Source organism: Shewanella sp. SM73, assembly GCF_025653795.1.
Classification (GTDB): domain Bacteria; phylum Pseudomonadota; class Gammaproteobacteria; order Enterobacterales; family Shewanellaceae; genus Shewanella; species Shewanella oncorhynchi.
In genome coordinates this window covers 675,621-702,204 of sequence record NZ_JAKKRY010000001.1, presented here as the reverse complement: position 1 = coordinate 702,204, position 26,584 = coordinate 675,621, and the positions used below count along the sequence as shown (strand labels likewise).

General features: G+C 43.9%; 28 protein-coding genes, 2 tRNA genes and 1 pseudogene. 17 read left to right on the top strand and 14 right to left on the bottom strand.

What is annotated here, in order from left to right:
* Nucleotides 1-144: 144 nt before the first annotated feature.
* From L5M51_RS03155 to L5M51_RS03135, 5 genes are read left to right on the top strand one after another with little or no spacing between them, the layout of a single operon-like run.
* Nucleotides 145-984, top strand: coding sequence for a GTPase (locus L5M51_RS03155; protein WP_263171545.1), 840 nt, complete (start codon nt 145-147; stop codon nt 982-984).
* A gap of 3 nt (nt 985-987) precedes the next feature.
* Nucleotides 988-1,497 carry a hypothetical protein gene (locus L5M51_RS03150; protein ID WP_263166155.1) on the top strand — a complete coding sequence of 170 codons (510 nt, stop codon included), beginning with the start codon at nt 988-990 and terminating at the stop codon, nt 1,495-1,497.
* Nucleotides 1,498-1,531: 34 nt separating this feature from the next.
* Complete coding sequence (locus L5M51_RS03145) at nt 1,532-3,382, top strand: dynamin family protein (protein ID WP_263166156.1); 1,851 nt, start codon at nt 1,532-1,534, stop codon at nt 3,380-3,382.
* A gap of 1 nt (nt 3,383) precedes the next feature.
* The gene (locus tag L5M51_RS03140; RefSeq protein ID WP_263166158.1) at nt 3,384-5,006 is read left to right on the top strand and encodes a GTPase; all 1,623 of its coding nucleotides are present in this window, start codon (nt 3,384-3,386) and stop codon (nt 5,004-5,006) included.
* Between the two features lie 2 nt (nt 5,007-5,008).
* The gene (locus L5M51_RS03135) at nt 5,009-5,302 is read left to right on the top strand and encodes a YkgJ family cysteine cluster protein (RefSeq protein ID WP_263166159.1); all 294 of its coding nucleotides are present in this window, start codon (nt 5,009-5,011) and stop codon (nt 5,300-5,302) included.
* Nucleotides 5,303-5,549: 247 nt separating this feature from the next.
* Here the strand turns inward: L5M51_RS03135 and L5M51_RS03130 are convergent.
* The 4 genes and pseudogenes from L5M51_RS03130 to L5M51_RS03115 form a co-directional block, all read right to left on the bottom strand.
* A pseudogene (locus tag L5M51_RS03130) lies at nt 5,550-5,647 on the bottom strand (IS30 family transposase); the annotation flags it as partial.
* Nucleotides 5,648-6,127: 480 nt separating this feature from the next.
* Nucleotides 6,128-6,204 (bottom strand) — tRNA-Val (locus L5M51_RS03125).
* A 38-nt stretch (nt 6,205-6,242) separates the two neighbouring features.
* Nucleotides 6,243-6,319 (bottom strand) — tRNA-Val (locus tag L5M51_RS03120).
* A 250-nt stretch (nt 6,320-6,569) separates the two neighbouring features.
* Nucleotides 6,570-7,949, bottom strand: a complete 1,380-nt coding sequence (locus L5M51_RS03115) for an MATE family efflux transporter (RefSeq protein ID WP_263171543.1) — start codon at nt 7,947-7,949, stop codon at nt 6,570-6,572.
* Between the two features lie 33 nt (nt 7,950-7,982).
* Between L5M51_RS03115 and L5M51_RS03110 the strand changes: the two genes are divergently transcribed.
* Entirely contained in the window at nt 7,983-8,606 is a 624-nt protein-coding gene (locus L5M51_RS03110; protein ID WP_263171542.1) for a riboflavin synthase subunit alpha, read from the top strand.
* Between the two features lie 34 nt (nt 8,607-8,640).
* Here the strand turns inward: L5M51_RS03110 and L5M51_RS03105 are convergent, their stop codons facing one another.
* A complete protein-coding gene (locus tag L5M51_RS03105) occupies nt 8,641-8,841 on the bottom strand; it encodes a CPXCG motif-containing cysteine-rich protein (RefSeq protein WP_028759934.1) in 201 nt (66 codons plus the stop codon).
* A 248-nt stretch (nt 8,842-9,089) separates the two neighbouring features.
* Entirely contained in the window at nt 9,090-9,323 is a 234-nt protein-coding gene (locus L5M51_RS03100; RefSeq protein ID WP_263171541.1) for a hypothetical protein, read from the bottom strand.
* A 291-nt stretch (nt 9,324-9,614) separates the two neighbouring features.
* On the opposite strand from L5M51_RS03100, the gene thrS reads away from it, so the two are divergent.
* From thrS to rplT, 4 genes are all read left to right on the top strand, one after another.
* The gene (thrS, locus tag L5M51_RS03095) at nt 9,615-11,543 is read left to right on the top strand and encodes a threonine--tRNA ligase (RefSeq protein ID WP_028759936.1); all 1,929 of its coding nucleotides are present in this window, start codon (nt 9,615-9,617) and stop codon (nt 11,541-11,543) included.
* Nucleotides 11,544-11,546: 3 nt separating this feature from the next.
* Nucleotides 11,547-12,089 carry a translation initiation factor IF-3 gene (gene infC, locus L5M51_RS03090; protein WP_012089240.1) on the top strand — a complete coding sequence of 181 codons (543 nt, stop codon included), beginning with the start codon at nt 11,547-11,549 and terminating at the stop codon, nt 12,087-12,089.
* 84 nt (nt 12,090-12,173) lie between these two features.
* Nucleotides 12,174-12,368: a 50S ribosomal protein L35 gene (rpmI, locus tag L5M51_RS03085; protein WP_006081653.1), complete on the top strand. Its 195-nt coding sequence runs from the start codon at nt 12,174-12,176 to the stop codon at nt 12,366-12,368.
* A 16-nt stretch (nt 12,369-12,384) separates the two neighbouring features.
* The gene (gene rplT / locus L5M51_RS03080; protein ID WP_006081652.1) at nt 12,385-12,741 is read left to right on the top strand and encodes a 50S ribosomal protein L20; all 357 of its coding nucleotides are present in this window, start codon (nt 12,385-12,387) and stop codon (nt 12,739-12,741) included.
* A 263-nt stretch (nt 12,742-13,004) separates the two neighbouring features.
* On the opposite strand, the gene trxB is transcribed toward rplT, so the two are convergent.
* Complete coding sequence (gene trxB / locus L5M51_RS03075; RefSeq protein ID WP_007647644.1) at nt 13,005-13,958, bottom strand: thioredoxin-disulfide reductase; 954 nt, start codon at nt 13,956-13,958, stop codon at nt 13,005-13,007.
* Between the two features lie 332 nt (nt 13,959-14,290).
* Complete coding sequence (gene ald / locus L5M51_RS03070; RefSeq protein WP_028759938.1) at nt 14,291-15,406, bottom strand: alanine dehydrogenase; 1,116 nt, start codon at nt 15,404-15,406, stop codon at nt 14,291-14,293.
* A 179-nt stretch (nt 15,407-15,585) separates the two neighbouring features.
* Here ald and lrp point away from each other — a divergent pair, with 179 nt between their 5' ends.
* From lrp to L5M51_RS03035, 7 genes are all read left to right on the top strand, one after another.
* The gene (gene lrp / locus L5M51_RS03065; protein WP_006081649.1) at nt 15,586-16,092 is read left to right on the top strand and encodes a leucine-responsive transcriptional regulator Lrp; all 507 of its coding nucleotides are present in this window, start codon (nt 15,586-15,588) and stop codon (nt 16,090-16,092) included.
* A 342-nt stretch (nt 16,093-16,434) separates the two neighbouring features.
* The gene (locus tag L5M51_RS03060) at nt 16,435-19,200 is read left to right on the top strand and encodes a DNA translocase FtsK (protein WP_219252354.1); all 2,766 of its coding nucleotides are present in this window, start codon (nt 16,435-16,437) and stop codon (nt 19,198-19,200) included.
* Between the two features lie 56 nt (nt 19,201-19,256).
* Nucleotides 19,257-19,883, top strand: a complete 627-nt coding sequence (lolA, locus tag L5M51_RS03055) for an outer membrane lipoprotein chaperone LolA (protein WP_263171537.1) — start codon at nt 19,257-19,259, stop codon at nt 19,881-19,883.
* Nucleotides 19,884-19,891: 8 nt separating this feature from the next.
* Nucleotides 19,892-21,223 (top strand): replication-associated recombination protein A, encoded by a 1,332-nt coding sequence (locus tag L5M51_RS03050; RefSeq protein ID WP_263171534.1) that lies wholly within the window; start codon nt 19,892-19,894, stop codon nt 21,221-21,223.
* Nucleotides 21,216-21,590, top strand: coding sequence for a fluoride efflux transporter CrcB (gene crcB / locus L5M51_RS03045; RefSeq protein ID WP_028759942.1), 375 nt, complete (start codon nt 21,216-21,218; stop codon nt 21,588-21,590). Before L5M51_RS03050 ends, crcB begins: the two co-directional genes overlap by 8 nt.
* An 18-nt stretch (nt 21,591-21,608) precedes the next feature.
* On the top strand, nt 21,609-22,895 hold the full coding sequence (serS, locus tag L5M51_RS03040) for a serine--tRNA ligase (RefSeq protein ID WP_263148304.1): 1,287 nt from the start codon (nt 21,609-21,611) through the stop codon (nt 22,893-22,895).
* A 19-nt stretch (nt 22,896-22,914) separates the two neighbouring features.
* Nucleotides 22,915-23,037 carry a hypothetical protein gene (locus tag L5M51_RS03035; protein WP_028759944.1) on the top strand — a complete coding sequence of 41 codons (123 nt, stop codon included), beginning with the start codon at nt 22,915-22,917 and terminating at the stop codon, nt 23,035-23,037.
* 88 nt (nt 23,038-23,125) lie between these two features.
* Here L5M51_RS03035 and L5M51_RS03030 read toward each other — a convergent pair whose 3' ends face one another.
* The 6 genes from L5M51_RS03030 to punR all read right to left on the bottom strand — a co-directional run bounded on the left by L5M51_RS03030 (nt 23,126) and on the right by punR (nt 26,470).
* Complete coding sequence (locus L5M51_RS03030; RefSeq protein ID WP_105252498.1) at nt 23,126-23,464, bottom strand: TusE/DsrC/DsvC family sulfur relay protein; 339 nt, start codon at nt 23,462-23,464, stop codon at nt 23,126-23,128.
* Entirely contained in the window at nt 23,458-23,739 is a 282-nt protein-coding gene (gene tusB / locus L5M51_RS03025) for a sulfurtransferase complex subunit TusB (RefSeq protein WP_168827719.1), read from the bottom strand. Before tusB ends, L5M51_RS03030 begins: the two co-directional genes overlap by 7 nt.
* Entirely contained in the window at nt 23,739-24,095 is a 357-nt protein-coding gene (gene tusC / locus L5M51_RS03020) for a sulfurtransferase complex subunit TusC (RefSeq protein WP_028759947.1), read from the bottom strand. Before tusC ends, tusB begins: the two co-directional genes overlap by 1 nt.
* A gap of 14 nt (nt 24,096-24,109) precedes the next feature.
* Nucleotides 24,110-24,499: a sulfurtransferase complex subunit TusD gene (tusD, locus tag L5M51_RS03015; RefSeq protein ID WP_131525568.1), complete on the bottom strand. Its 390-nt coding sequence runs from the start codon at nt 24,497-24,499 to the stop codon at nt 24,110-24,112.
* A 69-nt stretch (nt 24,500-24,568) separates the two neighbouring features.
* Nucleotides 24,569-25,228, bottom strand: coding sequence for a Bax inhibitor-1/YccA family protein (locus L5M51_RS03010; protein WP_028759949.1), 660 nt, complete (start codon nt 25,226-25,228; stop codon nt 24,569-24,571).
* Between the two features lie 339 nt (nt 25,229-25,567).
* The gene (gene punR / locus L5M51_RS03005; protein ID WP_028759950.1) at nt 25,568-26,470 is read right to left on the bottom strand and encodes a DNA-binding transcriptional activator PunR; all 903 of its coding nucleotides are present in this window, start codon (nt 26,468-26,470) and stop codon (nt 25,568-25,570) included.
* Nucleotides 26,471-26,584: the final 114 nt, after the last annotated feature.

Below are 26,584 nucleotides of genomic sequence, written 5' to 3'. Positions count from 1 at the left end.
TGGAAATTGAAAGCGCTGTGCAGTTAGCACAATGCTGTTTTAAGGGCTCTAGCAATGGTCTAAATACGATTGTCTACATACCAAAGCTAGATTGTAAATATTCGGACAACCTAACAAGGAACACGTATGACGGCTAAGGATTCGATGGCCTCAGCAGATTTAGATGTATTGCTGAAACAGGCATCAGATATATTGGCGAGAAAGCAGGTACAGGATAAACCTGTTATCGCCGTTTGGGGAATGATGAATGCAGGTAAAAGCTATTTGCTGAACATGCTCACTCACCACTATAACGCAGAGTATTTTCCAACTAATGATGTCCGAGAGACCGCCGAACTAAGGCAGTTTGAGGGAGAGTCTTATATTTTCCTCGATACGCCAGGTTTGGATGCTCATGACGCTGATGATCAAGTTGCGATGGATGGCGCCGCAAAAGCAGACGTGGTGTTATTTGTGCACCAGCCTAAAGGAGAACTCGAGAAAATTGAACTCGATTTTCTTAAGCAGTTGAAAGAATCATTTGGCGTTTATGCTGAGAAAAATATCGTCCTTGTCATCAGTAAAGCTGATGCAGAAAGCTTAGAGAAGATTGAACAGATTGAGCAAAAAGTGCTTGAGCAATGTCATCTTCATTTGGGTTTTGCACCTGAAAGTTTTCTCATTTCTGGAACTCGTTTTCACAAGGGGATTCAACAGCATAAGGATGGCTTAGTGAAAGCCAGTCATTTACAAGAATTGAAGCAGCATATTGAAACTTTGGGGATTGATGTACGGGCTGTTCGTGAAGAAAGAATACGCCATGCACAGAATACATTGTTATTGGAAATCTCGGCTGCTGAAGAAGCGCTCAATGATGAAAAACTGCAATTAGAAGATGATTTGTATTGGAATTTTGCCCGCTTTAACGACGCCATGCTCTCGTTAGATCTCAGCATGACTTTGAAAAAAACCGAATACCTGAATGAAAGATTACGGGGAGAGTAAAATATGGCGTTACCTTGGTTGATTGGTGCGGCAGTAGTTGCACTTGGAGCGGCTGCGGTCTCTGCTTTCAGTGATGATAGTGACTCTGGGAGTGGCGGAAATGGTGACGAAGAGCGTCGTCGTAGAGAACGGGCAGAGCAGGAACGCAAGGCGCGTGCCCACAAAGAAAAACTGGAGAGCATGAAAGAGGCGTTTGTCCAAGAAGGCATGCAGAGAGCAAATGAGCTGCAACAAAGTTTAGATGGTCAAATAAAAGTGATCTTGCTTGGCGATAAACCATTTAAAGCTATTTTGGATAATGATGAAGAGTTTCACAATCCGGTTAGTCCAACATACGTGGAGGTTTATGACCTTCAGTTTTTACCTCAAGAAACACAGGACTACTTAGTTAAATTGGAGTCTTTGTATGATGTGGAACTTGAACCGGAAGAGGAATTAATGAACGTTCCAGTCAGACTAAAAGAAATAGACCACAAGCTTGCTCAATTAAAAGCGTTGCGCGAAAAGCTTTAAGTACTTTTAAATGGATTAAAAGGATAGATAAAGGATGTCAGACCTTATTTTACGTGAACAGTTGTTGACGTCATTTCAGACGTTGAAAAGTGATTTTATGGCATCATTAGTCGATGCCAAAAAGCTGGATAGCGAGTTTCAAAAAGCTCAAAAAACTTTTGCGGTGCGTATGGAATCGCATATCAGACAAGCAAAGAAACGTTTACCAGAGGAAAATCCGCTCAGTCGTCAAATTGATGGCATTTTGTCTGCTATCAGTGATACAGACAAAGCGTGGCAGGCTAATTTGGCTTCATATGATAAAGGGTTGAGTTTTCGTCAGGACTTCCAGGATTCTCTGTTGGTATTTGTATTTGGTAAGGTCAAATCAGGTAAGAGCTCGTTGGGTAACTATATAGCATGGGGTCATACAGATCCTTCGGAAAATTTAAAAGCTAGTGTCCCAGTATCATTGCTGCCTGAGTATTTTACTGCTGCCAATACCAACGTTGTAAACGGTGATGCTGATGATGAAGCGAAGCGTCGTAGAGAGTTTCGCGTGGGAGCGACGGAAGCGACCAGCTCTATTCAAGGTTTTCGTCTTCCTGGTTTAACTTGGGTGGATTCACCAGGGTTGCATTCCGTAACTGATAGTAACGGTAAATTAGCGCAAGAGTATGTGTCTCATGCAGATTTAATTCTCTATACCATGAGTTCAGGCTCACCAGGTCGTGCCAGCGATTTAAAAGAAATCAGAGAGCTCAAAAGCAAGGGAAAGGAAACGCTTATTCTGCTTACCGGAAGTGATGTCAATGAAGAGGATTGGGACGATGAACTGGGAGAGCCTGTTTCCCGAGTTCAAATGAAGTCGAAAGAAACGCGGCAGCAGCAGCGAGAGTACATCGCCAAAGAATTAGAAGGCATTGACAGTAACGATATTCTTTCTAACTCCGCCCGTTACGCTCAAGAGCACTTAACCGATCCTAAGGAGATGCAAAACAGCGGCATGGTTGAACTATTTAGCCGATTGCACAGCATTTCTCAAAACCAAGGCGTGCAGATAAAGCGCGCCGTTCCAATGACGAATTTCAGTAATTTCTTAGACAAGTGCCGAAAGGAATTACTGCCCTATACAAAATTGACAAATGAACTAGATGCACAGATTGCGCATTTGGAGAGCTCTGTGCCAAAGGTTATGGCGAGATACACTCGAGAGGCGCAGAAAGAGATGTATGCAATCATCGATGATACATTTAACACGTTAGAGAATTATCGTGATGATGATGAGCAGATGAATAAAGAGTTGAGAAGCGCACGTCGAAGTTGGGATGCTAAGCTTCAGCAAATCATAGGCCACGCTTTAGAAAGTGGATTAGCGGAGATCTCCAACGAGTTGAAACATGCTGCGGATAAAACTTGGTATTCAGCGTCACTGGAATTGCCGAATTTCTCAATAGAAAAAGTCACTGAGCAGATCTCTGCAGGCTATCAGGCTGGCACAAAAAAGCGTAATAGCGGCTGGGGTGGATTGGGCGGCTTAGTTGCTGGCGGAGTCGCGGGCTTTATGCTAGGTGGTCCAGCGGGCGCAGCTTTGGGGGCTTCATTGGCAAGTGGTGCTGGTAGTATGGCTGGTAGCGCATTTGGTAGTGATGCCAAATTAAAGACGAAAACGATAGAGTTAAATGTCGGCGATAATCTAGAGTCACTGAAAAAAGAGATAAGCGATAACTATGCGAGAGTTGTAAAGACTGTGATCGAGGATGAATCTAAAAAAGTGCTTACAAATACATTGGCTGAAATGAGGACGGTGACACGACTGGTTGCCACCGAACTACGCGAAGTGAATGAGCGGGTCGAAGCGCTGAAGGCCCTATCGCTGCAAAAAATCATAAAAAATGGAGTTTAAGATGAAGGCGAGTGCTGAACTTTATAGAGCCTATGCTGAAACGAAAAAGTTAATTGTTGAATATCCTGATATGCAGGCAGCATTTAGGGATGTTGAAACATTATTTGAAGATAAAAAGGCCTCACCTGAACTAAGTGTCATGGTATACGGCATTTACAATGCCGGTAAAAGCACCCTGATAAATGCATTGGTTGGTTCAGACGTTGCTCCTACAGGGGATGTGCCTTTAACGGCAGATGTTAAGGCTTATCAATGGAATAACTTTAGTATCCTAGACACCCCTGGTGTTGATGCGCCATTAGCGCATGAACAGGTGACACAAGCACAAATGATGCTTGCAGACGCAGTAATATTTGTTGTCAATCCATCTGGAGCCGCGGAAGAAGAGAAAACTCTTGGTCAGCTTATTGACTTAATTTATAAGAGGAAAAAGGTATTTTTGGTATTCAATGAAAAAAGCCCGCTTTCTCAAGAGGATTTTATTCGTTTAAAAAATGATACCCGCGCAAGGCTTCAGTCTCTTGCTGTTGCTCAAGGTCTTAGTGAGATTTTGACCGATATCCCGATATTGCGTATTAATGCAGCTAGTGCCTTAAAAGGGAAGTTAGCGAAGCAGCAAGGCTTGGTAGAGCATAGTGGTATCATTGAGCTTGAGAGCTCACTTAACAGTTTTTTTTCTTCTATCAGTCCAGAAGATGTCAACAGTCGTTTGGCTCATTCTCTGCAAGTATTTTTGAACCAATTTATTCAACAATTAACAAATGCTGACAGTAATGAACTACTCAGTCACTATAAAGAATTGTGTCGTAAGTTGATCGCCAATCAAGGTCAGTGCCGGGATAATATTTACCGCGAAATTGCTAGCAATCGAAAGCATATTACAGTTAAAAGTAAAGCTGCCATGCATCAACACCCCGAAGGCTGTCTTGCAGTGCTTGAGCTAGTCTTTGAAGATTCGGGTAAAGCGGTTGTCGCCGTTATGGATGACGAGTTGCAGTACTTGATGAATCAATTCAACGATGATGTGGAAACAATGTCGGCGGTCTTAAATGCCCAGCATGAGGGACCGAGTATTAATGACGTTCCACATTTCTCTGCTTCAGAATCTAAAGATCCTAATAATCAAAGAGGGATAAATAAAGAGGTTTTGGGAAATGCGGCGAGCTCTGTCGTAAAAATGGCGAAGCCAGAGCATATTGTTAGTGGATTAAAGCTGGTTAAAGACTGGGCACCTTCATTAATGAAAGGAATCGGGCCAAAAACCATGGAGAAATGGGCTGGTCAAGTTATCGGCAAATGGATCCCCTACGTAGGGACGGGGATTACTGTTATTTCTTCTATTTACGATTTATTTTCAGAAGACCCCTCTGATAAAGAAATGCGTGAACATGCAGCAAAAGTTCAGCTAGAACGTGAGCGATTTGAGCAGCAGGTTGAAGATACAGCTAAAGATCTTGGGGAACAGTTTGAGCGTGCTATGAATCAAATTTTGCGTCAGGAACTGGAGCCTGTCCTTCAACAAATGCTGGCAAAAGTAGAGTCAGCGCAAACTAGTGCTAACGAGCAAGAAAAAGCAACTAGTGTTGCTTTAATGAGAGCTCAGACTTTGCTAACAACCATATAGCAATGATTAGTCTGACCGTACCTAAGCCGTTCCCATGTAATGCTTGTGGACTTTGCTGCCGCAGAGTGAATGAGAGCGTGGAAACGGCTTTTCTTGATCGTAGCGATGGTGTTTGTCGTCATTTCGATGAGCAAACACACCTTTGTACTATTTATGACGAGCGTCCATTGGTATGCCGCGTAGAAGATTATTATCAAGCGAATTTATCTTCATTAGTTTCCTGGAGCGTCTTTGTCGATCTTAATGTTGAAATTTGCAATGAATTGCAACGCTTAGCAAAACTGAATAGTGAGTAAACTTTAACATGCCATTTCCACCTAAACCATACAAACTTATTTGCCCGCAATGCCAGTGGAGTTCAGTTAGGGCGCCCAAAAACGATGTATTATTACCCAATGATGTACGAACAGAGTGCCCGGAATGTGGTTGTGAAGAGTTAAAAAGAGTGCAACCTTCAATGTTTGAGAAACTAAGCGCAAAACTGTTGAATAAATTTTAAATCCGAATTCAACTTCGAAGGATGATATTCGCCAAATTAAGGGGCTATTGTTTAAATACAACAACTGTATGCTTAAACTTCAAACATTTCTTAGGTCGGTAGTTATCCTGTTATGTGCAAACAAGATGATGCCATCGCTTACCACAAAGTTGTTACGTTTTTTTATGAGCTTGCAAAAGCAACTGATCACGTACTAGAAAAAATTTTACAGCGAGATTTTAATGGATTTATGTTCCAAGGAGTAGCAGTTTAAAAGAGTTATCAATATTTGATGACGATATGAATCAAAGTGCTTAATCGAGCTGTTAACAATCCTTAGTGAATATAATAAGGACTCTTGTGCCTTTTTGGGTAGTGGTCTAGTTTCAGCTTGTCAAAAATCGCTTGTGCCAACATGTTTGGCACCGATTTGGCACAAGCTGCCTTTTTTAAGCTTTTGAATGTAATTTTGCACCTTGAAAAATTCGGCAGAGGACTTTAATTCTTAAAAAACGAATGGGTTTTAAATAATATTTTAAGGGAGAGTTGGCACAGATTTTTGGAGTTTGTCACTGAGGAATGTAAAGTATTTTAGATTGTAAAATATGGAAGACTTGATATTTCATAAGATTACAGCAAGAAATGGTACACCCGAGTGGACTCGAACCACCGACCCCTACCATGTCAAGGTAGTGCTCTAACCAACTGAGCTACGGGTGCACTGTTTGAATTTCAAAATTTAGACTCTTTGAAGAGAGTGGTACACCCGAGTGGACTCGAACCACCGACCCCTACCATGTCAAGGTAGTGCTCTAACCAACTGAGCTACGGGTGCATTGCAAAATTTAACAAGCTATTTAAAAGCGTTGCGCCTTGGAACGAGCGCTATATTAGGGGCATAGCGCAGGGCTGGCAAGCAAAAAAAACAAATTTGTCGTCAAATGGTGAATTGCTGTGCAACTTGCCCAGTGTTTCAACAACGCCGCTGATAAAACCGCAATTTCTTATTCGATTTACTTCAGAGAATGCATCGAAATCAAACTGATAAACCAAAAGGCGAGCACTGTCGCTCGCCATTAATGCAATCAATGGTGAACACTGTCACCTTCAATAAGGCTCAAATGCACGCCATGCTTTTGGATGTAACGCAGACGAATGAAAAATAACAGCGCTGCTGAGGTCAAACCCGCAATCAATCCTGCCCAGAATCCATGGGCGCCCATCGCGGGAACGATATGGTCCGTATAAGCTAAGGTATAACCGAGTGACATACCAATGCCCCAGTAGGAAAACAGCGTGATATAAAAAGCGCTGCGTGTATCTTTATAACCGCGAAGAGCACCCGCTGCGACCACTTGAACTGAATCAGATAATTGATACAGGGCTGCCATCAACATCAAGCTGCCGGCTAAGGCAACCACTTCAGGATCAGCATTATAAAGTTTCGCAATTTGGAATCTAAATAATACGGTCAAAACCGCTGTCGTTAGAGCAAGGGATAGTGCCAGCCATAAGCCCACTTTAGTGACCACCGCGGAAATATCAGCGCGATCACGGCCTAAGTAATAACCAATCCGAATCGATACCGCGATACCGATAGATAACGGCAGCATAAATACGATGGCAGAAAAGTTGAGCGCAATCTGGTGACTTGCGACCACTGTTGCGCCAAGTGGCGCGAGTAACAGCGCTATGATGGCAAATAAACTCACTTCAAAAAACAGCGCCATTGCTATCGGCATGCCGAGTTTGGTCATTTTCTTCATCGTTTCAAAGTCTGGACGATGAAATTTACTGAAGGGAGCTAAAGCCGCGAATTTTTTATGTAACTGCATGTAAATGGTCATGGCAACTAGCATGGCCCAGAATACGAGAGCAGTGGCGATACCACAGCCTGCGCCGCCCATGGCCGGTACGCCAAAGTGTCCATAAATAAAAATATAGTTAGCGGGGATATTTACGGCTAGACCGACAAAACCAATGACCATGGTCGGTAAGGTATAGGATATACCTTCACTGCAGCCACGTAGCACTTGATAAAGCACAAATGCGGGCGCGCCCCATAAAATACCGTCGAGATATCCTATGGTTAAGCGGTATAATTCGGGTTCTAAATCCATATGGCTAAGCACAAAGGGCGCAGATGCGAGGAAAACCATCACACCAATGCCGCCTATAATGGCAAGATAGGCACCTTGAAAGGCCAAAGGTTGGATGGCTTTTTGATTATTCGCGCCATTATAGTGGGCAAATAAAGGCGTAAAAGCCATCAGCAAACCTTGGACGAACAGAATAGCGGGTAACCAAAGGCTAGTGCCGACTGCGACGGCGGCCATATCGACTGCACTAACACGGCCCGCCATAACAGTATCAATAAAGCCCATCATGGTCTGAGTGACCTGAGCTATCAGTACCGGCAGCGCCAGTTGGATTAAACGTTTGGCTTGATAGCCTGAATGATTCATAAATACAGCCTTTAACGATTAAGCGAGCAAAAAATGTTTACAGGTATAGTTCAAGCCACCTGCGAGGTGGTTGCAATACATAAGAAAGATGGCCTAAATACCCTTGAGGTAGCGTTTGAACCTGATTTGCATGAGGGACTTGCGATTGGTGCAAGTGTGGCAAATAACGGGGTATGTCTTACTGTGACTCAGGTCGTTGATGATAGGGTATTTTTCGACGTAGTGGAAGAGACCTTGCGACTGACGAATCTGGCTAATTTGTCTATAGGTCAAAGCGTTAATGTTGAGCGTTCGTTAACTTTTGGTAGTGAAATTGGTGGGCACATTCTCTCTGGCCATATCCATACTAAGGCCAAAGTCATCGATATTAGCCATACAGAACAGCATTATGATCTGACACTGGGCATTGAGCCTAAATGGATGTATTACATTTTTTATAAAGGTTTTGTTGGCGTTAATGGCTGTAGTTTAACGGTTGGCGAGGTGAGTGACTCAGGCTTTAAATTGCACTTAATCCCTGAAACCTTAAAGCTGACCAATTTAAGCCAGTGCAAAGTGGGGGATGAACTCAATATCGAGATCGACAGCCAAACGCAAGTTATCGTCGACACAGTCGAGCGCGTGCTGGCCAGGCGTTTTAACGAACAAGCACGTTAGTTTCGTGACATCGCAGCGGGTAGTGCAATCTCGTTTAATAGATTTGCTCGTCGTCTGAATCGATATACAGCTCAACCGTCCGTCTCGATTCATCGATGTGTAAGCGTAAGTGAATCGGATTACAACAAATTCGGCAGTCATCGTAATAATCTTGGTCTCCACAGCTGGCATCGATACTGATATCTTGATGGTGCCCGCAGTGGGGACAAGCAATAACTTTGTTCATGACTCTCATGGTGCAACTCCTTATCGCCAATAGAGCGAATCGCTCTGCTCAATCAACGCATCTCATACTTCGTACGCTTATCGCTTATATTGTCTGCGCTTTGTCGATATTCGAAACTTGAGTGCGCTTTATGTGCTTTCCATTTGAGTATACAGCAGAGTGCAGTGCACTGACTTAGATGAAGTAGGTCTCAAAACCCAGCATGATAGACCTTCTGGTTAAATATTTTCTTGTTGGATCATTATCTCTTCTAAAAACTAGTCCTTTACCGTCACTAACCCCTCCATTTCACTGCTGTGTAACACGCCATCGCGGGCATCTTGGGTAATATCCAGCGTTAAACGCTGCATCTGTTGCTCAAGTTCACTTTTAATATCAACGAGTAACACTTGAGTATCAATCAAAGATTTGCTTGTGATTTTCACCTGCGGCTCAGGTAAAGCGGTTTCAGTGTGCGTGAGTGTTACAGCCAGTAGAATGCAGTTCAACATATCAACTCCCTTGTCATGTTTTCAGTGATGCCCAATAAACTGGCGCTAGAATAGGGGAGTTAGATGACCAAGAAGTTACCAAGACACTGCAAAATCATGAATTTGCTTTTTGTTTCCAATCCCAATTCTGGTCAATATGCTTGCGCCTTTTAGCTACAATCCCTTAGAATAAACGCCCTGCTACGCAAGGCGGCTAAGACTCCTGTACTGTCTTAACCTAGCGAGCATTTCTCTTACATTAACTAAAACCAAGTGGCCCTACGTGTGGGTCACCACTGGAAAGGACATTTCATGCCTGTAATTACACTTCCCGATGGTAGCAAACGCGAGTTTGCTCATGCTGTATCGACCCTCGATGTTGCCGCCGATATTGGCCCTGGTTTAGCGAAAGCTTGTATCGCTGGCCGCGTTAATGGCGAATTAAAAGATGCTTGCGATCTCATTGAAACCGATGCTGAGCTATCAATCATTACCGCCAAAGACGAAGAAGGTGTTGAAATTCTTCGCCATTCTTGCGCGCATTTATTAGGTCACGCGATTAAGCAAATGTGGCCAGAAACCAAGATGGCGATTGGTCCTGTTATCGATAATGGCTTCTACTATGATATCGACCTTGAGCACAAGTTGACTCAAGATGACATCGACGCATTAGAAAAGCGCATGCTTCAACTGGCAAAAACCAACTATGACGTAGTAAAACGTGTCGTTAGCTGGCAAGAAGCCCGTGATACATTCGCTGCGCGCGGTGAAGATTATAAGATTGCCATTCTGGATGAGAACATCAGCAAAGACGCGACGCCTGCGCTGTATCATCACGAAGAATACACTGACATGTGTCGTGGACCGCACGTACCTAACATGCGTTTCTGCCAACATTTTAAATTAATGAGCATTGCCGGCGCTTATTGGCGTGGGAACTCAGAAAACAAGATGTTGCAACGTATCTATGGTACCGCTTGGGCCGACAAAAAAGCCCTGAGTACGCACTTAACCCGTCTTGAAGAAGCGGCTAAGCGTGACCACCGTAAAATCGGTAAGCAGCTCGACTTGTATCACATGCAAGAAGAAGCACCGGGTATGGTGTTTTGGCATAACGACGGTTGGAGCATTTTCCTCGAATTAGAAAGATTCATTCGCCGTAAGCTAAACCAATACACTTACCAAGAAGTGAAAGGTCCATTAATGATGGACCGCGTGTTGTGGGAACGTTCTGGTCACTGGGATAAATACTCAGAAGCCATGTTCACGACCAGCAGCGAAAACCGCGAATACGCCATCAAGCCAATGAACTGCCCAGGCCACGTGCAGATCTTCAACCAAGGGTTGAAATCTTACCGCGATCTGCCATTGCGTATGGCGGAATTTGGTTGCTGTCACCGTAATGAACCTTCAGGCTCGTTACATGGATTAATGCGTGTACGTGGTTTTACGCAAGACGACGCCCATATTTTCTGTACTGACAGCCAAGTTCAAGAAGAAGTGAGTGCCTGTATCCAGATGGTTTACGATACTTACGCCACCTTCGGCTTTGAAAATATCGTAGTAAAACTGTCGACTCGCCCAGAGAAACGTATCGGTGACGATGCGATGTGGGACAGAGCGGAAGAAGCACTTAAGCAAGCTCTGCGTGCCAATAATATTGAATTCACTATTTTGCCAGGCGAAGGCGCGTTCTACGGACCAAAAATCGAATTTACTTTACACGATTGTTTGGACCGAGCGTGGCAATGTGGTACTGTGCAGCTCGATTATGCGTTGCCAAGCCGTCTTGGTGCAACTTACGTTGCCGAAGATAACAGCCGTCAGACCCCTGTGATGATCCATCGTGCTATTTTAGGCTCTTTGGAACGATTCTTGGGTATCTTGATAGAAGAATATGCAGGACGTTTCCCAACTTGGTTAGCCCCAATGCAAGTTGTCGTGATGAATATCACCGATAAACAGGCTGATTATGTTGAAGAAGTCGTAAAATTCTTCAAAGAACAAGGTATTCGAGCGTCTTTTGACTTGAGGAATGAGAAAATAGGCTTTAAAATACGCGAGCACACCTTAAGGCGTGTCCCTTATTTGTTGGTCGTTGGCGATCAAGAAATGGAAAATAAGGAAGTAGCGGTGCGTACCCGTGATGGTATCGATTTAGGTAAGATGCGACTTGAAGATTTCGCCACTAAAATCCATCAACAGATTTCGCTCCGTAGTCTCAAATTGTTGGAGGAATAGGTCATAAAGATCAAAAAAACAGCAGGGCGTCAGCCGGCCCCTAATAGAATCAATGAAGAAATCACAGGTGTACCAGAAGTACGCTTAACAGGCATTGATGGTGAAGCTATTGGTGTGGTAAGCATCAGAGATGCTCAGAATTTGGCAGATGAAGCAGGTGTAGACCTAGTAGAAATCAGCCCAAATGCTGAACCTCCAGTATGTCGCATTATGGACTACGGTAAGTTCCTTTTTGATAAGGCTAAGTCAGCCAAGGAACAAAAGAAGAAGCAAAAGCAGGTTCAGGTCAAGGAAATTAAATTCCGTCCTGGAACTGACGAAAACGACTATCAGGTAAAACTACGCAACCTGATACGTTTTCTGGAAGACGGGGACAAAGCGAAGATTACGCTTCGTTTCCGAGGTCGCGAAATGGCACACCAAAACCTAGGTATGGATCTATTGAACCGTATCAAGGCTGATTTGGACGAGTATGCGGTTGTTGAATCTTTCCCGAAAATGGAAGGCCGACAAGCAATTATGGTGCTAGCGCCTAAAAAGAAATAAGTAGGGCAAAACTTAAAGTAGCAAAGGTCTATGGCCTTTGCTCGCCTTGCTTTTTATTAAACATCCCAATGCGGAGTTTTAGAAATGCCTAAAATGAAAACAGACAAGGGTGTAGCGAAGCGTTTTAAGAAAACCGCTAATGGTTTCAAGCGCAAGCAAGCACACTTACGTCACATTTTGACGAAAAAAAGCACTAAACGTAAACGTCACTTACGTGCCAAATGTTTAGTATCAAAAGCTGACGTTCCAGCAATCGCGCGTCAATTACCTTACGCTTAATTTAGGAGATTAGAAAATGCCAAGAGTTAAGCGTGGTGTAACCGCTCGTGCTCGTCACAAGAAAGTTTTAAAACTAGCTAAAGGTTATTATGGCGCTCGTAGCCGTACTTACCGTGTTGCTGTTCAAGCAGTAACTAAAGCTGGTCAATATGCTTACCGTGACCGTCGTCAGAAAAAACGTCAATTCCGTCAACTTTGGATTGCACGTATTAATGCTGCCGCTCGTCAAAATGGTCTGTCTTACAGCCGTTTCATCAACGGTCTGAAAAAGGCGTCTATCGAAATCGATCGTAAGATTTTGGCTGACATCGCTGTATTCGACAAAGTTGTATTTGCAACTTTAGTTGAAAAAGCAAAAGAAGCGTTAAACTAAGAAATTAGTTTGTTGCTGTAGAGAAGGGACCATTTGGTCCCTTTTTTTGTGCGCCATTTTTGACTTAACCTAATGATGTTATTTACCTAAACACTTATAAGCGCCCATCTAACTGGTACAAGATTAAGAATCGTGAAGGAAAGACACGTGCGCGCGTGAACAGTACTTACTGGTAAGCCCGCAAAAATTTTGCTATTGCTTAACGATTTTGACCTAAAAAAATAGCAGGCTAAACCTGCTATTCGTTGAAAAATCGAGTCTAGTTACTTCTTAGCGTCTAAATAACGCTCTGCATCGAGTGCAGCCATACAGCCTGTGCCGGCAGAAGTAATGGCTTGACGATAATGTTGGTCCATCACATCACCACAGGCATAAACACCTTCGATACTGGTTTGCGTGGCGTTACCTTGCAAGCCACTCTGAACTTTTAAATAACCGTGGTTCATTTCCAACTGGCCTTCAAAAATACCAGTATTAGGGCTGTGACCAATAGCGACGAACACACCAGCAACGGCTAAGTCAGTGATCGAGCCATCTTTAGTGCTCTTCATCTTCAGACCTGTCACACCCATGGCATCACCAACCACTTCATCCATGGTTTGATCTAAGTGAAGGATGATGTTGCCATTGGCGACTTTGTCCATCAGACGGTCGATTAAGATTTTTTCTGAGCGGAAGGTGTCACGGCGATGGATAAGGTGAACTTCAGCAGCAATATTGCTTAAATACAATGCTTCTTCAACGGCGGTGTTGCCGCCACCGATAACTGCGACTTTTTGATTGCGATAGAAGAAGCCATCACAGGTTGCACAGGCTGATACACCGCGACCTTTGAAAGCTTCTTCTGACTCTAACCCTAAGTAACGGGCAGAAGCGCCAGTTGCGATGATCAGTGCATCACAGGTGTACTCGCCATTGTCGCCTTTCAAGCGGAAAGGGCGCTCGGTTAAGGTGACTTCGTTAATGTGATCGAACAAGATTTCAGTATCGAACTTTTCAGCATGCTTCTGCATACGTTCCATCAAGGCTGGACCCGTTAAGTCGTCCGCGTCACCTGGCCAGTTTTCAACTTCAGTCGTCGTGGTTAATTGACCGCCTTGCTGCATACCTGTGATCATCACAGGTTTTAAATTCGCACGCGCAGCATAAACGGCTGCGGTATATCCTGCTGGGCCTGAACCCAAAATCAATAAGTTACAATGTCTGACCTGGCTCATTTTTATCTCCGTGCCTTTAGCAAATTGCAAGGATTGTAGGGAATTTACCTGTGGGGGTAAAGTGTTGGAGGGCGATTCTTTTAGATTGCACTAATCGAGTCCATCCGTTTTAGTATGGAGAGTGTCAGTTTTACTTTACTGTGAATAAATAGCTTAAGTGTGAACCACGAAATGAAGCACGGGATGAGCTTGTATAAATATGATGGTGCGATCGTAGTGGAGCCTATTTCTACCCAATAAAAAATCGGCCTCAATAGTATCGAGACCGATTTGAATTACATACTAAGTAAAGCCAGCTTAAATCCACATAAAAAGTTAAGTTAATTAAAAACTTATACTAATAGTGTCGCAGGAGATGTGAACGCTAAGTTTAGGGCGTGAGCCACTTCCTTACACACCACTTTACCGTGCATGACGTTTAAGCCATTAAGAAAATGCTTGTCTTGCAACAGCGCTTCTTTATAGCCTAAATTTGCTAACTTGAGAATGTACGGTAAGGTTGCATTATTAAGCGCAAATGTTGAAGTACGAGCGACCGCACCAGGCATATTTGCAACACAGTAATGCACAACATCATCAACGATATAGGTAGGATCTTGGTGAGTAGTTGCATGTGAAGTTTCAACACAACCGCCTTGATCGATCGCCACGTCAACGATAGCGCTGCCAGGCTTCATACGTGAAATCATGCTACGAGTAACCAATTTGGGCGCCGCAGCACCTGGAATTAGTACACCACCGATTACAAGATCGGCTTCAATAACATGACGTTCAATTGCATCCGCAGTTGAGTAAATGGCTTTTACAGCAGAACCGAATTGCACATTTAAACGACGTAGAGCATCAATACTGCGATCAAGCACAACAACATCAGCACCCATACCAACTGCCACCTGTGCTGCATTAGTACCAACCATACCGCCGCCAATAATGACGACTTTAGCAGGCTCAACCCCCGGTACGCCGCCCAATAACATACCGCGGCCACCAGAAGATTTCTCTAATGCCATAGCACCAGCTTGGATTGACATACGACCAGCGACTTCAGACATAGGAGCAAGCAAAGGCAGGCCACCACGATCGTCTGTCACAGTTTCGTAAGCGATACATACGGCACCACTTTTGATTAAATCTTCAGTTTGCGGTAAATCTGGAGCAAGATGCAGATAAGTAAATAAAATCTGATCGTGACGCAACATAGCGCGTTCAACTGCTTGAGGCTCTTTTACTTTTACAATCATCTGCGCTTTAGCAAAAACTTCAGCAGCAGTCGCTAAAATTGTGGCGCCAGCATCAATATAATCTTGATCTGAAAAACCAATACCTATGCCTGCATTTGTTTCAACAAAAACGTCGTGACCTTTGATCGCCAACTCGCGAACACTAGAAGGAACCATACCGACACGATATTCGTGGTTTTTAATTTCCTTGGGAACACCAATAATCATCTTTGAGCCTCAATTGCCTGAAATCCCACTTTTAATGGGCATAATTGTTATTTTATCGTGACCTGAACGTGATTAATTCAGGGATATCTAGTATAGTATCGGCGACGCAGTTTATGCTGCTGAACTTTCGGCATACGTAGAATAAAATGTTGTTTTAGTGATAAAGCAAGGTTAAATAAATGGCATATAATAAAAAGAGTCCTGTAAAAGACTTGGATCGCATCGATCGCAACATTCTTAATGAACTACAACTTGATGGCCGCATTTCAAATGTGGAATTGTCAAAAAGAGTCGGACTAAGTCCAACTCCGTGTTTAGAAAGAGTAAAACGTCTCGAAAAGCAAGGTTACATCAATGGCTATACCGCATTGGTGAATCCTCATTTCTTGGGTGCATCCCTACTGGTATTCGTGGAAATCACTTTAAGCCGTGATACTCCCGAAGTGTTTGATAAGTTTAACCGTGCAGTGCAACTACTCGATGATATTCAAGAATGTCATCTGGTTTCAGGCGATTTTGACTACTTACTGAAAACTCGTGTTTCAGATATGTCGGCTTATCGTCGCTTGTTAGGTGAAACTTTATTGAAATTACCTTCTGTTTCCGACACGCGTACTTATGTTGTGATGGAAGAAGTTAAGCACACCAGTCGTGTAGCGATAAATCATCTACTCTCAGATATCTAAATTACCCTGATTGTTTGGTTTTACAATAAGGGGCTTAGGCCCCTTATTTATCAGTAACGTCGATATATCCATCTCATTTAACGCTTATTGCTATTAGCCTTGTATTGCCCTTAAGTTTGCTAACTTAGGGGCTTCTTTTTGTGGCATTTTTAAACAAATTTGTTAACGGAAGTGTTTGTGTAATAACTCATTCCTTCCCCAAAGCACACTAAAACACCTCAATAGACCAAATTTTGCCAATCATGACCAATTCTGTATAGAAAAACAGGCTAATGTGCTCCACATTTAGTGGGATTCTGGTATCGTTAGCCCACCTGTTTTCACTTTTATGGATTACGTCGTTTGTCTCAAGGAAATAGTGTACGCACGCTCACTGGCCTGCAACGTCTGCTGGAAGGCGGACTCATCATTTGTTGTGTTCTCGCCACTTATATTTTGCTCGCATTGACGAGTTTTAGTCCGTCTGATCCTGGTTGGAGTCAGTCGCATTTTCAAGGCGATATTAAAAACTGGACCGGAGCAGTAGGGGCTTGGATTGCCGATATTCTGTTATATTTCTTCGGCGTTACGGCTTATATCATGCCAATCATTGTCGCATCGACGGGTTGGTTATTGTTCAAACGTGCCCATCATTTACTTGAAATTGATTACTTTTCAGTGGCCCTGAGATTGATTGGATTTTTACTGATCATTCTAGGATTTTCTGCTTTGGCGAGTATGAATGCCAACAACATCTACGAGTTTTCGGCAGGCGGAGTGGCGGGTGATGTCATAGGCCAAGCCATGTTGCCGTATTTTAATAAACTCGGCACTACCTTATTACTGCTGTGTTTCTTGGGCTCAGGCTTTACGCTGTTGACTGGGATTAGCTGGCTGACTGTGGTCGAGAAAATCGGCTTAGTCTCTATTTGGATTTATAAAAAGTTAAAATTATTGCCGCAAGCGATGAAGCGTGAGCATGAAACCGAGGATACCCGTGGTTTTATGTCCGTGGTGGATAAGTTTAAACAGCGCCGTGAATCCCAGTACGTGCTAGAAAAGCCCCCCATAGTTGAAAAGCCTAAGGTGCGTGAGCGTCATATTGGTCGTAGAGCTGAGATAACCCCAACGCTATATGCTGCCACTGATGATATGGTCATTGAACCTGAAGGTATTATTACTGAAACTGAGAATAATTCGTCGCCAAAAAACAAACTATCGGCGCTTGCAAAAATTCTGAGCTTGAATGGCAGTAAAAGTAAGAGTGCACAACGGGTTGAGCCACAAATCGATAATGATGATTTGGCCGCCCATGGCAATTTTGAAGCGCCACCTTGGTTAGCTGAGCCTCAACATTCAAATGCCAATGAGCAAGACAGTGCCGATTTTAATTCGCATTCATTCGATCATGATGACAATGAGCCAGTGTTTAGCAGTCAAGCATTTACAGAAGATGAGGATGATGAAAGTCTAGGTTTTAGCGATGATGACGTCATTGATTTTGATACTAAAGTGTCAACAGGTGCAGTGAATCAAGCGCAGCGTAATAAGCAAGATCAAAAAGCTAAAATTGTCGATGGCATTGTGGTATTGCCAGGACAAGAAGACAAACCCGCACCGAAAAAACCGATGGATCCTCTGCCGAGTATTAACTTGCTCGACATACCTGACCGTAAGAAGAATCCGATCAGCCCAGAGGAATTGGATCAAGTCGCTCGCCTTGTTGAGCTTAAATTGGCCGATTTCAACATCATCGCCAATGTAGTGGGTGTGTATCCAGGTCCTGTGATCACACGCTTTGAATTAGAATTAGCGCCGGGCGTTAAAGCGTCAAAAATCTCTAATCTATCAAAGGATTTAGCTCGCTCATTACTGGCTGAAAGTGTGCGCGTGGTTGAAGTTATTCCGGGTAAGGCTTATGTCGGACTTGAATTGCCCAATAAATTCCGCGAAACCGTGTTTATGCGCGATGTGTTAGATTGTGCTGCCTTTACTGAGAGTAAATCCAACTTAACTATGGTGTTAGGTCAAGATATTGCCGGTGACCCAGTTGTTGTTGATCTTGGTAAAATGCCACATTTATTGGTAGCCGGTACTACAGGCTCTGGTAAGTCTGTGGGTGTAAACGTGATGATCACCAGCTTACTGTATAAGTCTGGCCCAGAAGATGTACGCTTTATCATGATCGACCCCAAAATGTTGGAATTGTCTGTCTATGAAGGCATTCCGCATTTGCTATGTGAAGTCGTGACCGACATGAAAGAAGCTGCCAATGCGCTGCGTTGGTGTGTCGGCGAGATGGAACGTCGCTACAAGCTGATGTCTATGATGGGCGTGCGTAACATCAAGGGCTATAACGCTAAAATTGCCGAAGCGAAAGCCAATGGCGAAGTGATTTTAGATCCTATGTGGAAGTCATCCGACAGCATGGAGCCTGAAGCGCCTGCGTTAGATAAGCTGCCATCGATTGTTGTCGTGGTCGATGAATTTGCTGACATGATGATGATTGTTGGTAAAAAAGTTGAAGAGTTGATTGCCCGTATTGCCCAAAAAGCGCGTGCCGCAGGCATACATTTAATTCTTGCAACCCAAAGACCGTCAGTGGATGTGATTACCGGCTTGATTAAAGCCAACATTCCCACACGTATGGCGTTCCAAGTGTCATCGCGTATCGATTCGCGCACCATTTTAGATCAACAGGGTGCCGAAACCTTGCTTGGTATGGGTGACATGTTATTTTTGCCACCGGGTACTGCGGTACCGAATCGTGTTCATGGTGCGTTCGTTGATGATCATGAAGTTCACCGTGTCGTTGCCGATTGGTGCGCCCGTGGCAAACCGCAATATATCGAAGAAATCCTCAACGGTGCCAGTGATGGTGAACAAGTATTATTGCCTGGTGAAACCGCTGAATCAGACGAAGAATACGATCCGTTATACGATGAAGCAGTTGCCTTTGTTACAGAAACTCGTCGCGGCTCAATTTCAAGCGTACAGCGTAAATTTAAGATTGGTTATAACCGTGCAGCCCGCATTATTGAACAGATGGAAGCACAAGGTATTGTTTCTGCTCAAGGCCACAACGGTAACCGTGAAGTCTTAGCGCCGCCAGCACCAAAACATTATTAAGCCGCGCTAAGGCGTAGCTTTGATACACCCAAGGGTTTTACAGGGTAAGGAATAAAATGAAAAAACGATTATGCGCTGTGTTGTTAGCTTCACCTTTGCTATCTAGCGCGGCTGTGTTTGCCGATGATGCGCAGCAGCTTAGGGAAAAATTGATTGGTACCGCGTCACTAAAAGCCGATTTCAAACAAACCGTAACAGATGTCAATAAAAAGGTTATTCAAACGGGGTCTGGCATTTTTGCCTTAGCGTATCCGAATCAATTTTATTGGCATTTAACCCAGCCCGATGAATCACAGATTGTCGCTGATGGTAAAGATTTGTGGATCTACAATCCTTTCGCCGAAGAGGTGGTCATCATGGATTTTGCTGAAGCAATCAATGCATCACCCATCGCATTGCTCGTCCACCGCGACGATGCGACTTGGTCACAGTATTCTGTGTCCAAGAAACAAGATTGCTATGAGATCAAACCTAAGGCGATTGATTCGGGCATATTGTCCGTTAATGTTTGTTTCAAAAATGCCCAGTTAGTCAACTTTAATGTTGCCGATGATAAAGGTAATTTAAGCCTGTTTGATTTAAGCAATCAGCAAGCCATCACAAATAAAGACAAAGCCTTGTTCACCTTTGTGATCCCAGACAGCGTCGATGTTGATGATCAACGTCGTAAAGCAGCGCATTAGGCTATCGCGTGAGCAGTTTATCGTTTAATTTTGCGCCCGACTTTCGTCCCTTGGCCGCGCGCATGCGCCCAAGAACGATTGGCGAGTACATAGGTCAAGCCCATTTACTGGGTGATGGCCAACCACTACGCAAAGCATTGGAAGCAGGGCGCGCCCATTCCATGATGTTGTGGGGACCGCCGGGCACAGGTAAAACAACCTTAGCTGAATTAATCGCACATTATTCAAATGCTCACGTTGAGCGCATTTCCGCGGTCACCTCTGGCGTTAAGGACATTCGCGCCGCGATTGAGCAAGCAAAAGCCGTTGCAGAATCCCGTGGCCAACGTACTCTATTGTTTGTCGATGAAGTCCACCGATTTAATAAGAGTCAGCAGGATGCCTTTCTGCCATTTATTGAAGATGGCACAGTGATCTTTATCGGCGCGACCACAGAAAATCCGTCTTTTGAAATCAACAATGCCTTACTCTCGCGGGCAAGGGTCTATCTTATCAAGCGCTTAAGCCATGATGAAATCGCCCATATAGTGACTCAAGCCTTAAACGATAACGAGCGCGGTTTAGGCCTACGACAATTTGTAATGCCAACCGATGTGCTCACCACATTGGCACAACTTTGTGATGGTGATGCCCGTAAAGCGTTAAATCTTATTGAGTTGATGAGTGATATGCTCATTGACGGTGGCACCTTTACCACTGAAATGTTAATTCAAGTGGCGGGGCACCAAGTTGCTGGTTTTGATAAGAACGGTGATCAGTTTTACGATTTAATCTCGGCTGTACATAAATCCATTCGCGGCTCAGCACCCGATGCCGCGTTGTATTGGTTTTGTCGAATATTAGAAGGCGGTGGCGATCCGCTTTACGTGGCAAGGCGCTTACTGGCGATTGCCTCTGAAGATGTGGGCAATGCCGATCCTGCAGCGATGACTATCGCACTGAATGCCTGGGATTGTTTTCACCGTGTTGGCCCCGCAGAAGGTGAGCGAGCAATAGCACAAGCCATTGTTTACCTTGCCAGCGCGCCGAAGAGCAACGCTGTGTATACCGCATTTAAGGCGGCGCGTGCGTTAGCTCACGAAACAGGGCAAGTCGAAGTGCCGCACCATTTACGCAATGCACCGACTCAGTTAATGAAAGACATCGGTATGGGAGCAGGGTATCGATATGCCCACGACGAAGCGAATGCCTATGTCAGTGGTGAAAATTATTTCCCCGAATCCCTGCAAACAGCACAGTTTTATTTTCCGACTGAGCGAGGGTTCGAGAAACGGATCAAAGATAAATTGGCGCAATTAGTCCAGTTAGATCAAGCCAGTGAGAACAAAAGATATGACTAACATCTTATTAGTGGCTTTCGGTGGGTCAATTGGAGCAGTTTTACGCTATCTTATTTCAATATTCATGATCCAAGTATTTGGCAGCAGTTTTCCTTTTGGTACACTGTTGGTTAATGTTATAGGTTCATTTTTTATGGGCGTAATTTACGCTCTGGGGCAAATGAGTCATATCAGCCCTGAACTCAAAGCGCTTATAGGTATCGGTCTATTAGGTGCTTTGACAACGTTTTCGACTTTCTCTAATGAAACCTTGTTGCTGATGCAAGAAGGGGATTGGCTGAAGGCGATTTTGAATGTGGTGTTGAATCTAAGTCTATGTTTATTCATGGTGTACTTAGGTCAACAACTGGTTTTTTCTCGCATTTAACTATTAAGAATATATCACATGTTAGATCCTAAATTTTTGCGCAACGAATTAGAAGTTACCGCTGAGCGACTGGCTACCCGTGGCTTTATTTTAGACATAGCTCATCTCATTCAATTAGAAGAAAAGCGTAAGTCACTGCAAGTGGCTACCGAAGAATTACAAGCGTCGCGTAATGCCATTTCCAAATCCATTGGCCAAGCTAAAGCCCGTGGTGAAGATGTTGACGCGATTATGGCGCAAGTGGGCGATTTAGGTTCACAGTTGGATGCCAAAAAGATTGAACTGGCCGCCGTACTTGAAGAAGTCAATGCCATTGCCATGTCTATGCCTAACCTGCCTGATGAATCAGTACCAATGGGTGCCGATGAAACAGAGAACGTTGAAGTGAGACGTTGGGGTACGCCACGCACTTTTGATTTCCCGATTAAAGATCATATCGATTTAGGCGAAGGCCTAAACGGCTTAGATTTTAAAAATGCCGTTAAAATTACTGGCTCACGTTTTATCGTAATGAAAGGCCAAGTCGCCCGCTTAAACCGCGCCATTGGTCAGTTCATGTTGGACTTACATACCATAGAGCACGGTTATACCGAAGCCTATGTGCCATTACTGGTTAACGAGGCAAGCTTACTCGGCACAGGCCAGCTACCTAAGTTTGGTGAAGATTTATTCCACACTAAACCTGCAACTGAAGAAGGCCAAGGTTTGAGCCTTATCCCAACTGCAGAAGTGCCATTAACGAACTTAGTTCGCGATAGCATTGTTGATGAAGACGAGCTGCCAATAAAGTTAACAGCGCATACTGCATGTTTCCGCAGCGAAGCGGGCTCATACGGCAAAGATACCCGTGGTCTGATCCGTCAGCACCAATTCGATAAAGTTGAAATGGTGCAAATTGTTAAGCCTGAAGATTCAATGGCGGCACTTGAAGCGCTGACAGGTCATGCTGAAACTGTATTGCAGCGTTTAGGTTTACCGTATCGAACAGTGATTTTATGTACTGGCGATATGGGCTTTGGCTCAAGCAAAACCTACGATATCGAAGTCTGGTTACCAGCACAAAATACCTATCGTGAGATTTCTTCTTGCTCAAACATGAAGGATTTCCAAGCCCGTCGTATGCAAGCACGTTACCGCGTGAAAGCAGATAATAAGCCTGCGCTATTGCATACGTTAAACGGCTCAGGTTTAGCTGTAGGTCGTACTTTAGTGGCTATTTTAGAAAACTATCAAAATGCTGATGGCAGTATCACAGTCCCTGAAGTTCTGCGTCCTTACATGGGCGGTTTGACTCAAATAGGCTAATGGAACACAAAATAATACTATGGATAAAGGCCAGCGCTATCTCCGTTGGCTTTCCTATACCGCTGTGATTGCAGTATTTTTTGCTGTAATGCTTGCCACCGTAGGCAAAGCCATCTGGGTTGTGTTAGAAAACGTCAAATAACCCTATCAACTTTGTTCAAGTAAAAAGAAAGGCATGTTTCCCAAGGAAACATGCCTTTTTGTTTGTATCATGTTTACGTGATGACTTATTAAATACACTTAGCTGGTTTGGGCAGGCCAGCGATTTTCGTTGCTTGTTTCGCAGGTCCAATCGGGAATAGGGTATATAAGTATTTAGAATTGCCTTTGTCTGGTCCTAAGGCTTGGCCAATGGCTTTAACTAATACACGGATAGCAGGGCTAGTTTTATATTCGAGATAGAAATCTCGAACAAAGTTAATCACTTCCCAATGGGCTGGCGTAAGTACAATTTGCTCTTCTGCCGCTAACAACAGGGCCATATCGGGTTGCCAATCGTTAAGATTTTTTAAATAACCTTGATGGTCACGGGCGATTTCTGCGCCATTAAATTGCAATGGATTTACCACGTTATCACCTTGTCATGGAGTAATGATTGAGCCACAAACTCATTGTAATCGATAAGCATCACGTTCTTTAAACGTTCGGATAGGCCACGTGCGATAACATCGTCTTTTAAGACCATCAACTTGAAGGGCGATAATGCCATTGCCCACTGGCGCAGCAGTAACGCGTTAACGCCATCGCTCGATAATAAAATCGCATCTTCCTTACAGGCGTAACGTAAACAAAGTTTTAGCGCGCTATCTCGACTGGGAGATGTTTGAATATGATGTAAAATCATTAGAATACTAAGACCTCATCCACTTGGTTTAAATGGGCTGCGATGGCTTCATCGTTGACCACTGTCACTGGGATCGACAGTAAGCCATGGCTTAAGCCGTAATCGGCTAAAGATTGCTTACAGACAAACACAGAGCCAATATCATACAGCGGCAGTGCTTTAAAGGTGGAGATGTAATCTTTAGCACCGATAAGCTCAGGCTGTTGATCTTTAATCAAATGCAACACACCTTCATCCACAAACACTAAACTCACTTCTTGTTCGAAGCTAGCGCTAAGCAGGGCAAGATCTAAACCTTCGCGGCCACGAACAGTACCATGTGGCGAGCAGCGAAATAGAATACACAATTTTTTCATAGTAGCCCTGAGAGTTAAAAACTGATCAAACGATCGGCCGATTCAATACCTGTGATTAGCTCACCTAAACCGCCCATGATAAATGACTCGCCCACATTCCAGTGGCTTAGGCCATTCTCGCAGGCATCTTGCTGACTCACAATGCCACGACGTAGCGCTGCAGAAACGCAATTGACTAACGGGACCTGATGGGATTGCGCCAGCTGTTTCCAGTCACTGATCACATCATTTTCATCGGAGGCGGGTAAGCTTAAATCTGTGGAGTTATAAACGCCATCTTGATAAAAAAACACACAGATAATCTGATGCCCAGCTAAAAGTACAGCTTGGGAGAAGCGTAAGGCGTTAACACTCGCCGACGTGCCATAAGCGGGCCCGTTCACTTGGATAATAAATTTGCTCATTTAAAATAAAAATGGCCCTAAAAGTAGGGCCATTCTAACGCAAGTTAAGCTAAAAATCGCTAACTAGGATTAGTCATCATTGCCTATGCCCATCAGGTGCAACAGCGCGATGAAGAGGTTTAAGAAGTCTAGGTATAATGAGATAGTCGCGCGAATGTAGTTAGTTTCGCCGCCATTGACGATACGGCTAGTATCAAACAGGATAAAACCTGTCATCAGTAACGCCAAGCCTGCGTTAATTGCCATAAAGGCAACACTGTTACCCATAAAAATATTAATCACAGCGGCGGCGATCACCACAATCAAGCCGGCGAACAAGAATCCACGTAGGAAAGAGAAATCTTTCTTAGTGGTCACGGCATAGGCTGATAACGCAACAAAAATCACTGACGTTAACCCCAGTGCTTGCATGATCAGCTGTGGACCGTTTGCCATACCCGCGTAGTGATTGAGCATGTAGCCCAGTGAGGCACCTTCCATACCTGTAAAGGCAAACACCCAGAAGATACCCGCTGCAGACTCGGCTTTACGTAAAGTGACAAACAACAGTACTAGGCCACCAATCGATAAACCAATGGAGACTAACGGACTGATATTTAATGCCATTGCTAAACCCGCACACAGGGCAGAGAAGGCCAATGTCATCGATAACAGCATATAAGTGTTTTTAAGAAGTTTGTTCACTTCCAGTGTTGACGCACTCGTCGAATATAAGGTTTCTTGGGTCATGTTGATCTCCGTTGACACATTTCCAAACTGATCATTTTGATTTTTTACAGCACACTAAGTTCCCGTAAAATCCTAAAATGAACTTAACTGGTGCAATGATACCGTACATGAGATACGGGTGAAAGTCATAGAACCATGAATAACAAATTGTTAATCTTCAAAATTTTACTCAATTATTTATTTCAACTTTAACTGCAAAGCAAAAAAAATAAGATTCTTGTATCTGCGTCTTCATCCACTATGAAGGTAAAAATTTAGTCTGTACATAAGCAGACGGTACACAATCACACTCAATGCTGATTTCAATGACTAGATCAGCATATTGAGTTTAAACCAAGCTTAAGCCAGCCACTCTTTGTGCAATTTTTCAGTATCGCCAAGATATTCCAGCACCCAAGCGAGTGCAGGCGACATCTTGTCAGCATTCCACGCCAAGCAACAAGGGCTTGTCTGCTTTGGATTTTCCAGTTGTTTTTCAACAAGCGCACCCGCCTTAATAAACACGCTCGCTAAATGCACTGGCATATAACCGACGCCTAAACCTTCGCGGAAACAGTTAATGGCACGGATCCAATCAGGTACGACTAACCTGCGTTGATTCTCTAGCAACCAAGTCATACGTTTTGGAATTTCCCGAGAGGTATCTTCTAAACAAATCGAGGGAAAAGGGCGCAGCTCATCGTCACTTAATGGGCGGTCAATACTGGCCAAGGGATGATTTTTACTAACAAGAAACGCCCACTCAATATCCCCCATGTCTTTATATTGGTAAACACCACCGACTGGAATTGCGGTTGTCGCACCAATAGCAATATCACTGCGACCCGTGGCGAGCGCTTCCCAAACCCCGTTAAAGACCTCAATGCGAATAATTAATTCAATATCATGGAAGTGTCGATAAAAGTCAGCAATTAATACGCTGATCCTGTCGGCACGGACGATATTATCAAGGGCTATGGACAAGGTGGGTTGCCAACCATTTGCCACGCGCTGAGTGCCACGTTTCATCTCGTCCATCTGCGTGAGCAAGGTTCTGGCTTGCTTCACAAAATGTTCACCCGCTGGTGTTAAGGTTACACTGCGATGATGCCGTTCAAAAAGAATGACGCCGAGTTCTTCTTCTATTTGCTTGACCGCGTAGCTCACGGCAGAGGGCACTTTATGTAGCCGATTCGCCGCCGCGGTGAAACTACCTACACGAGCCACAATATCAATGAGTTCTAGCGCTTGTTCTGAGAGCATAACTGACGTCCATTCCAATGAAAATAATTGATAGCACAAGTCAAAAATAAACGTTTCCAATAAATTTAACAAGTCTTTAGACTGCACACTTTAGTCAATCTGACCCGATTATTT

Coding starts and splice junctions, on each gene's coding strand:
- L5M51_RS03135 (WP_263166159.1), top strand. CDS start 5,009: ATGATTAGTCTGACCGTACCTAAGCCGTTCCCATGTAATGCTTGTGGA.
- L5M51_RS03105 (WP_028759934.1), bottom strand. CDS start 8,841: ATGAGAGTCATGAACAAAGTTATTGCTTGTCCCCACTGCGGGCACCAT.
- L5M51_RS03010 (WP_028759949.1), bottom strand. CDS start 25,228: ATGACCCAAGAAACCTTATATTCGACGAGTGCGTCAACACTGGAAGTG.
- L5M51_RS03115 (WP_263171543.1), bottom strand. CDS start 7,949: ATGAATCATTCAGGCTATCAAGCCAAACGTTTAATCCAACTGGCGCTG.
- L5M51_RS03145 (WP_263166156.1), top strand. CDS start 1,532: ATGTCAGACCTTATTTTACGTGAACAGTTGTTGACGTCATTTCAGACG.
- L5M51_RS03140 (WP_263166158.1), top strand. CDS start 3,384: ATGAAGGCGAGTGCTGAACTTTATAGAGCCTATGCTGAAACGAAAAAG.
- tusD (WP_131525568.1), bottom strand. CDS start 24,499: ATGAGCAAATTTATTATCCAAGTGAACGGGCCCGCTTATGGCACGTCG.
- serS (WP_263148304.1), top strand. CDS start 21,609: ATGTTAGATCCTAAATTTTTGCGCAACGAATTAGAAGTTACCGCTGAG.
- rplT (WP_006081652.1), top strand. CDS start 12,385: ATGCCAAGAGTTAAGCGTGGTGTAACCGCTCGTGCTCGTCACAAGAAA.
- punR (WP_028759950.1), bottom strand. CDS start 26,470: ATGCTCTCAGAACAAGCGCTAGAACTCATTGATATTGTGGCTCGTGTA.
- lrp (WP_006081649.1), top strand. CDS start 15,586: ATGGCATATAATAAAAAGAGTCCTGTAAAAGACTTGGATCGCATCGAT.
- L5M51_RS03035 (WP_028759944.1), top strand. CDS start 22,915: ATGGATAAAGGCCAGCGCTATCTCCGTTGGCTTTCCTATACCGCTGTG.
- ald (WP_028759938.1), bottom strand. CDS start 15,406: ATGATTATTGGTGTTCCCAAGGAAATTAAAAACCACGAATATCGTGTC.
- L5M51_RS03155 (WP_263171545.1), top strand. CDS start 145: ATGGCCTCAGCAGATTTAGATGTATTGCTGAAACAGGCATCAGATATA.
- tusC (WP_028759947.1), bottom strand. CDS start 24,095: ATGAAAAAATTGTGTATTCTATTTCGCTGCTCGCCACATGGTACTGTT.
- crcB (WP_028759942.1), top strand. CDS start 21,216: ATGACTAACATCTTATTAGTGGCTTTCGGTGGGTCAATTGGAGCAGTT.
- L5M51_RS03100 (WP_263171541.1), bottom strand. CDS start 9,323: ATGTTGAACTGCATTCTACTGGCTGTAACACTCACGCACACTGAAACC.
- rpmI (WP_006081653.1), top strand. CDS start 12,174: ATGCCTAAAATGAAAACAGACAAGGGTGTAGCGAAGCGTTTTAAGAAA.
- thrS (WP_028759936.1), top strand. CDS start 9,615: ATGCCTGTAATTACACTTCCCGATGGTAGCAAACGCGAGTTTGCTCAT.
- L5M51_RS03110 (WP_263171542.1), top strand. CDS start 7,983: ATGTTTACAGGTATAGTTCAAGCCACCTGCGAGGTGGTTGCAATACAT.
- trxB (WP_007647644.1), bottom strand. CDS start 13,958: ATGAGCCAGGTCAGACATTGTAACTTATTGATTTTGGGTTCAGGCCCA.
- tusB (WP_168827719.1), bottom strand. CDS start 23,739: ATGATTTTACATCATATTCAAACATCTCCCAGTCGAGATAGCGCGCTA.
- L5M51_RS03150 (WP_263166155.1), top strand. CDS start 988: ATGGCGTTACCTTGGTTGATTGGTGCGGCAGTAGTTGCACTTGGAGCG.
- lolA (WP_263171537.1), top strand. CDS start 19,257: ATGAAAAAACGATTATGCGCTGTGTTGTTAGCTTCACCTTTGCTATCT.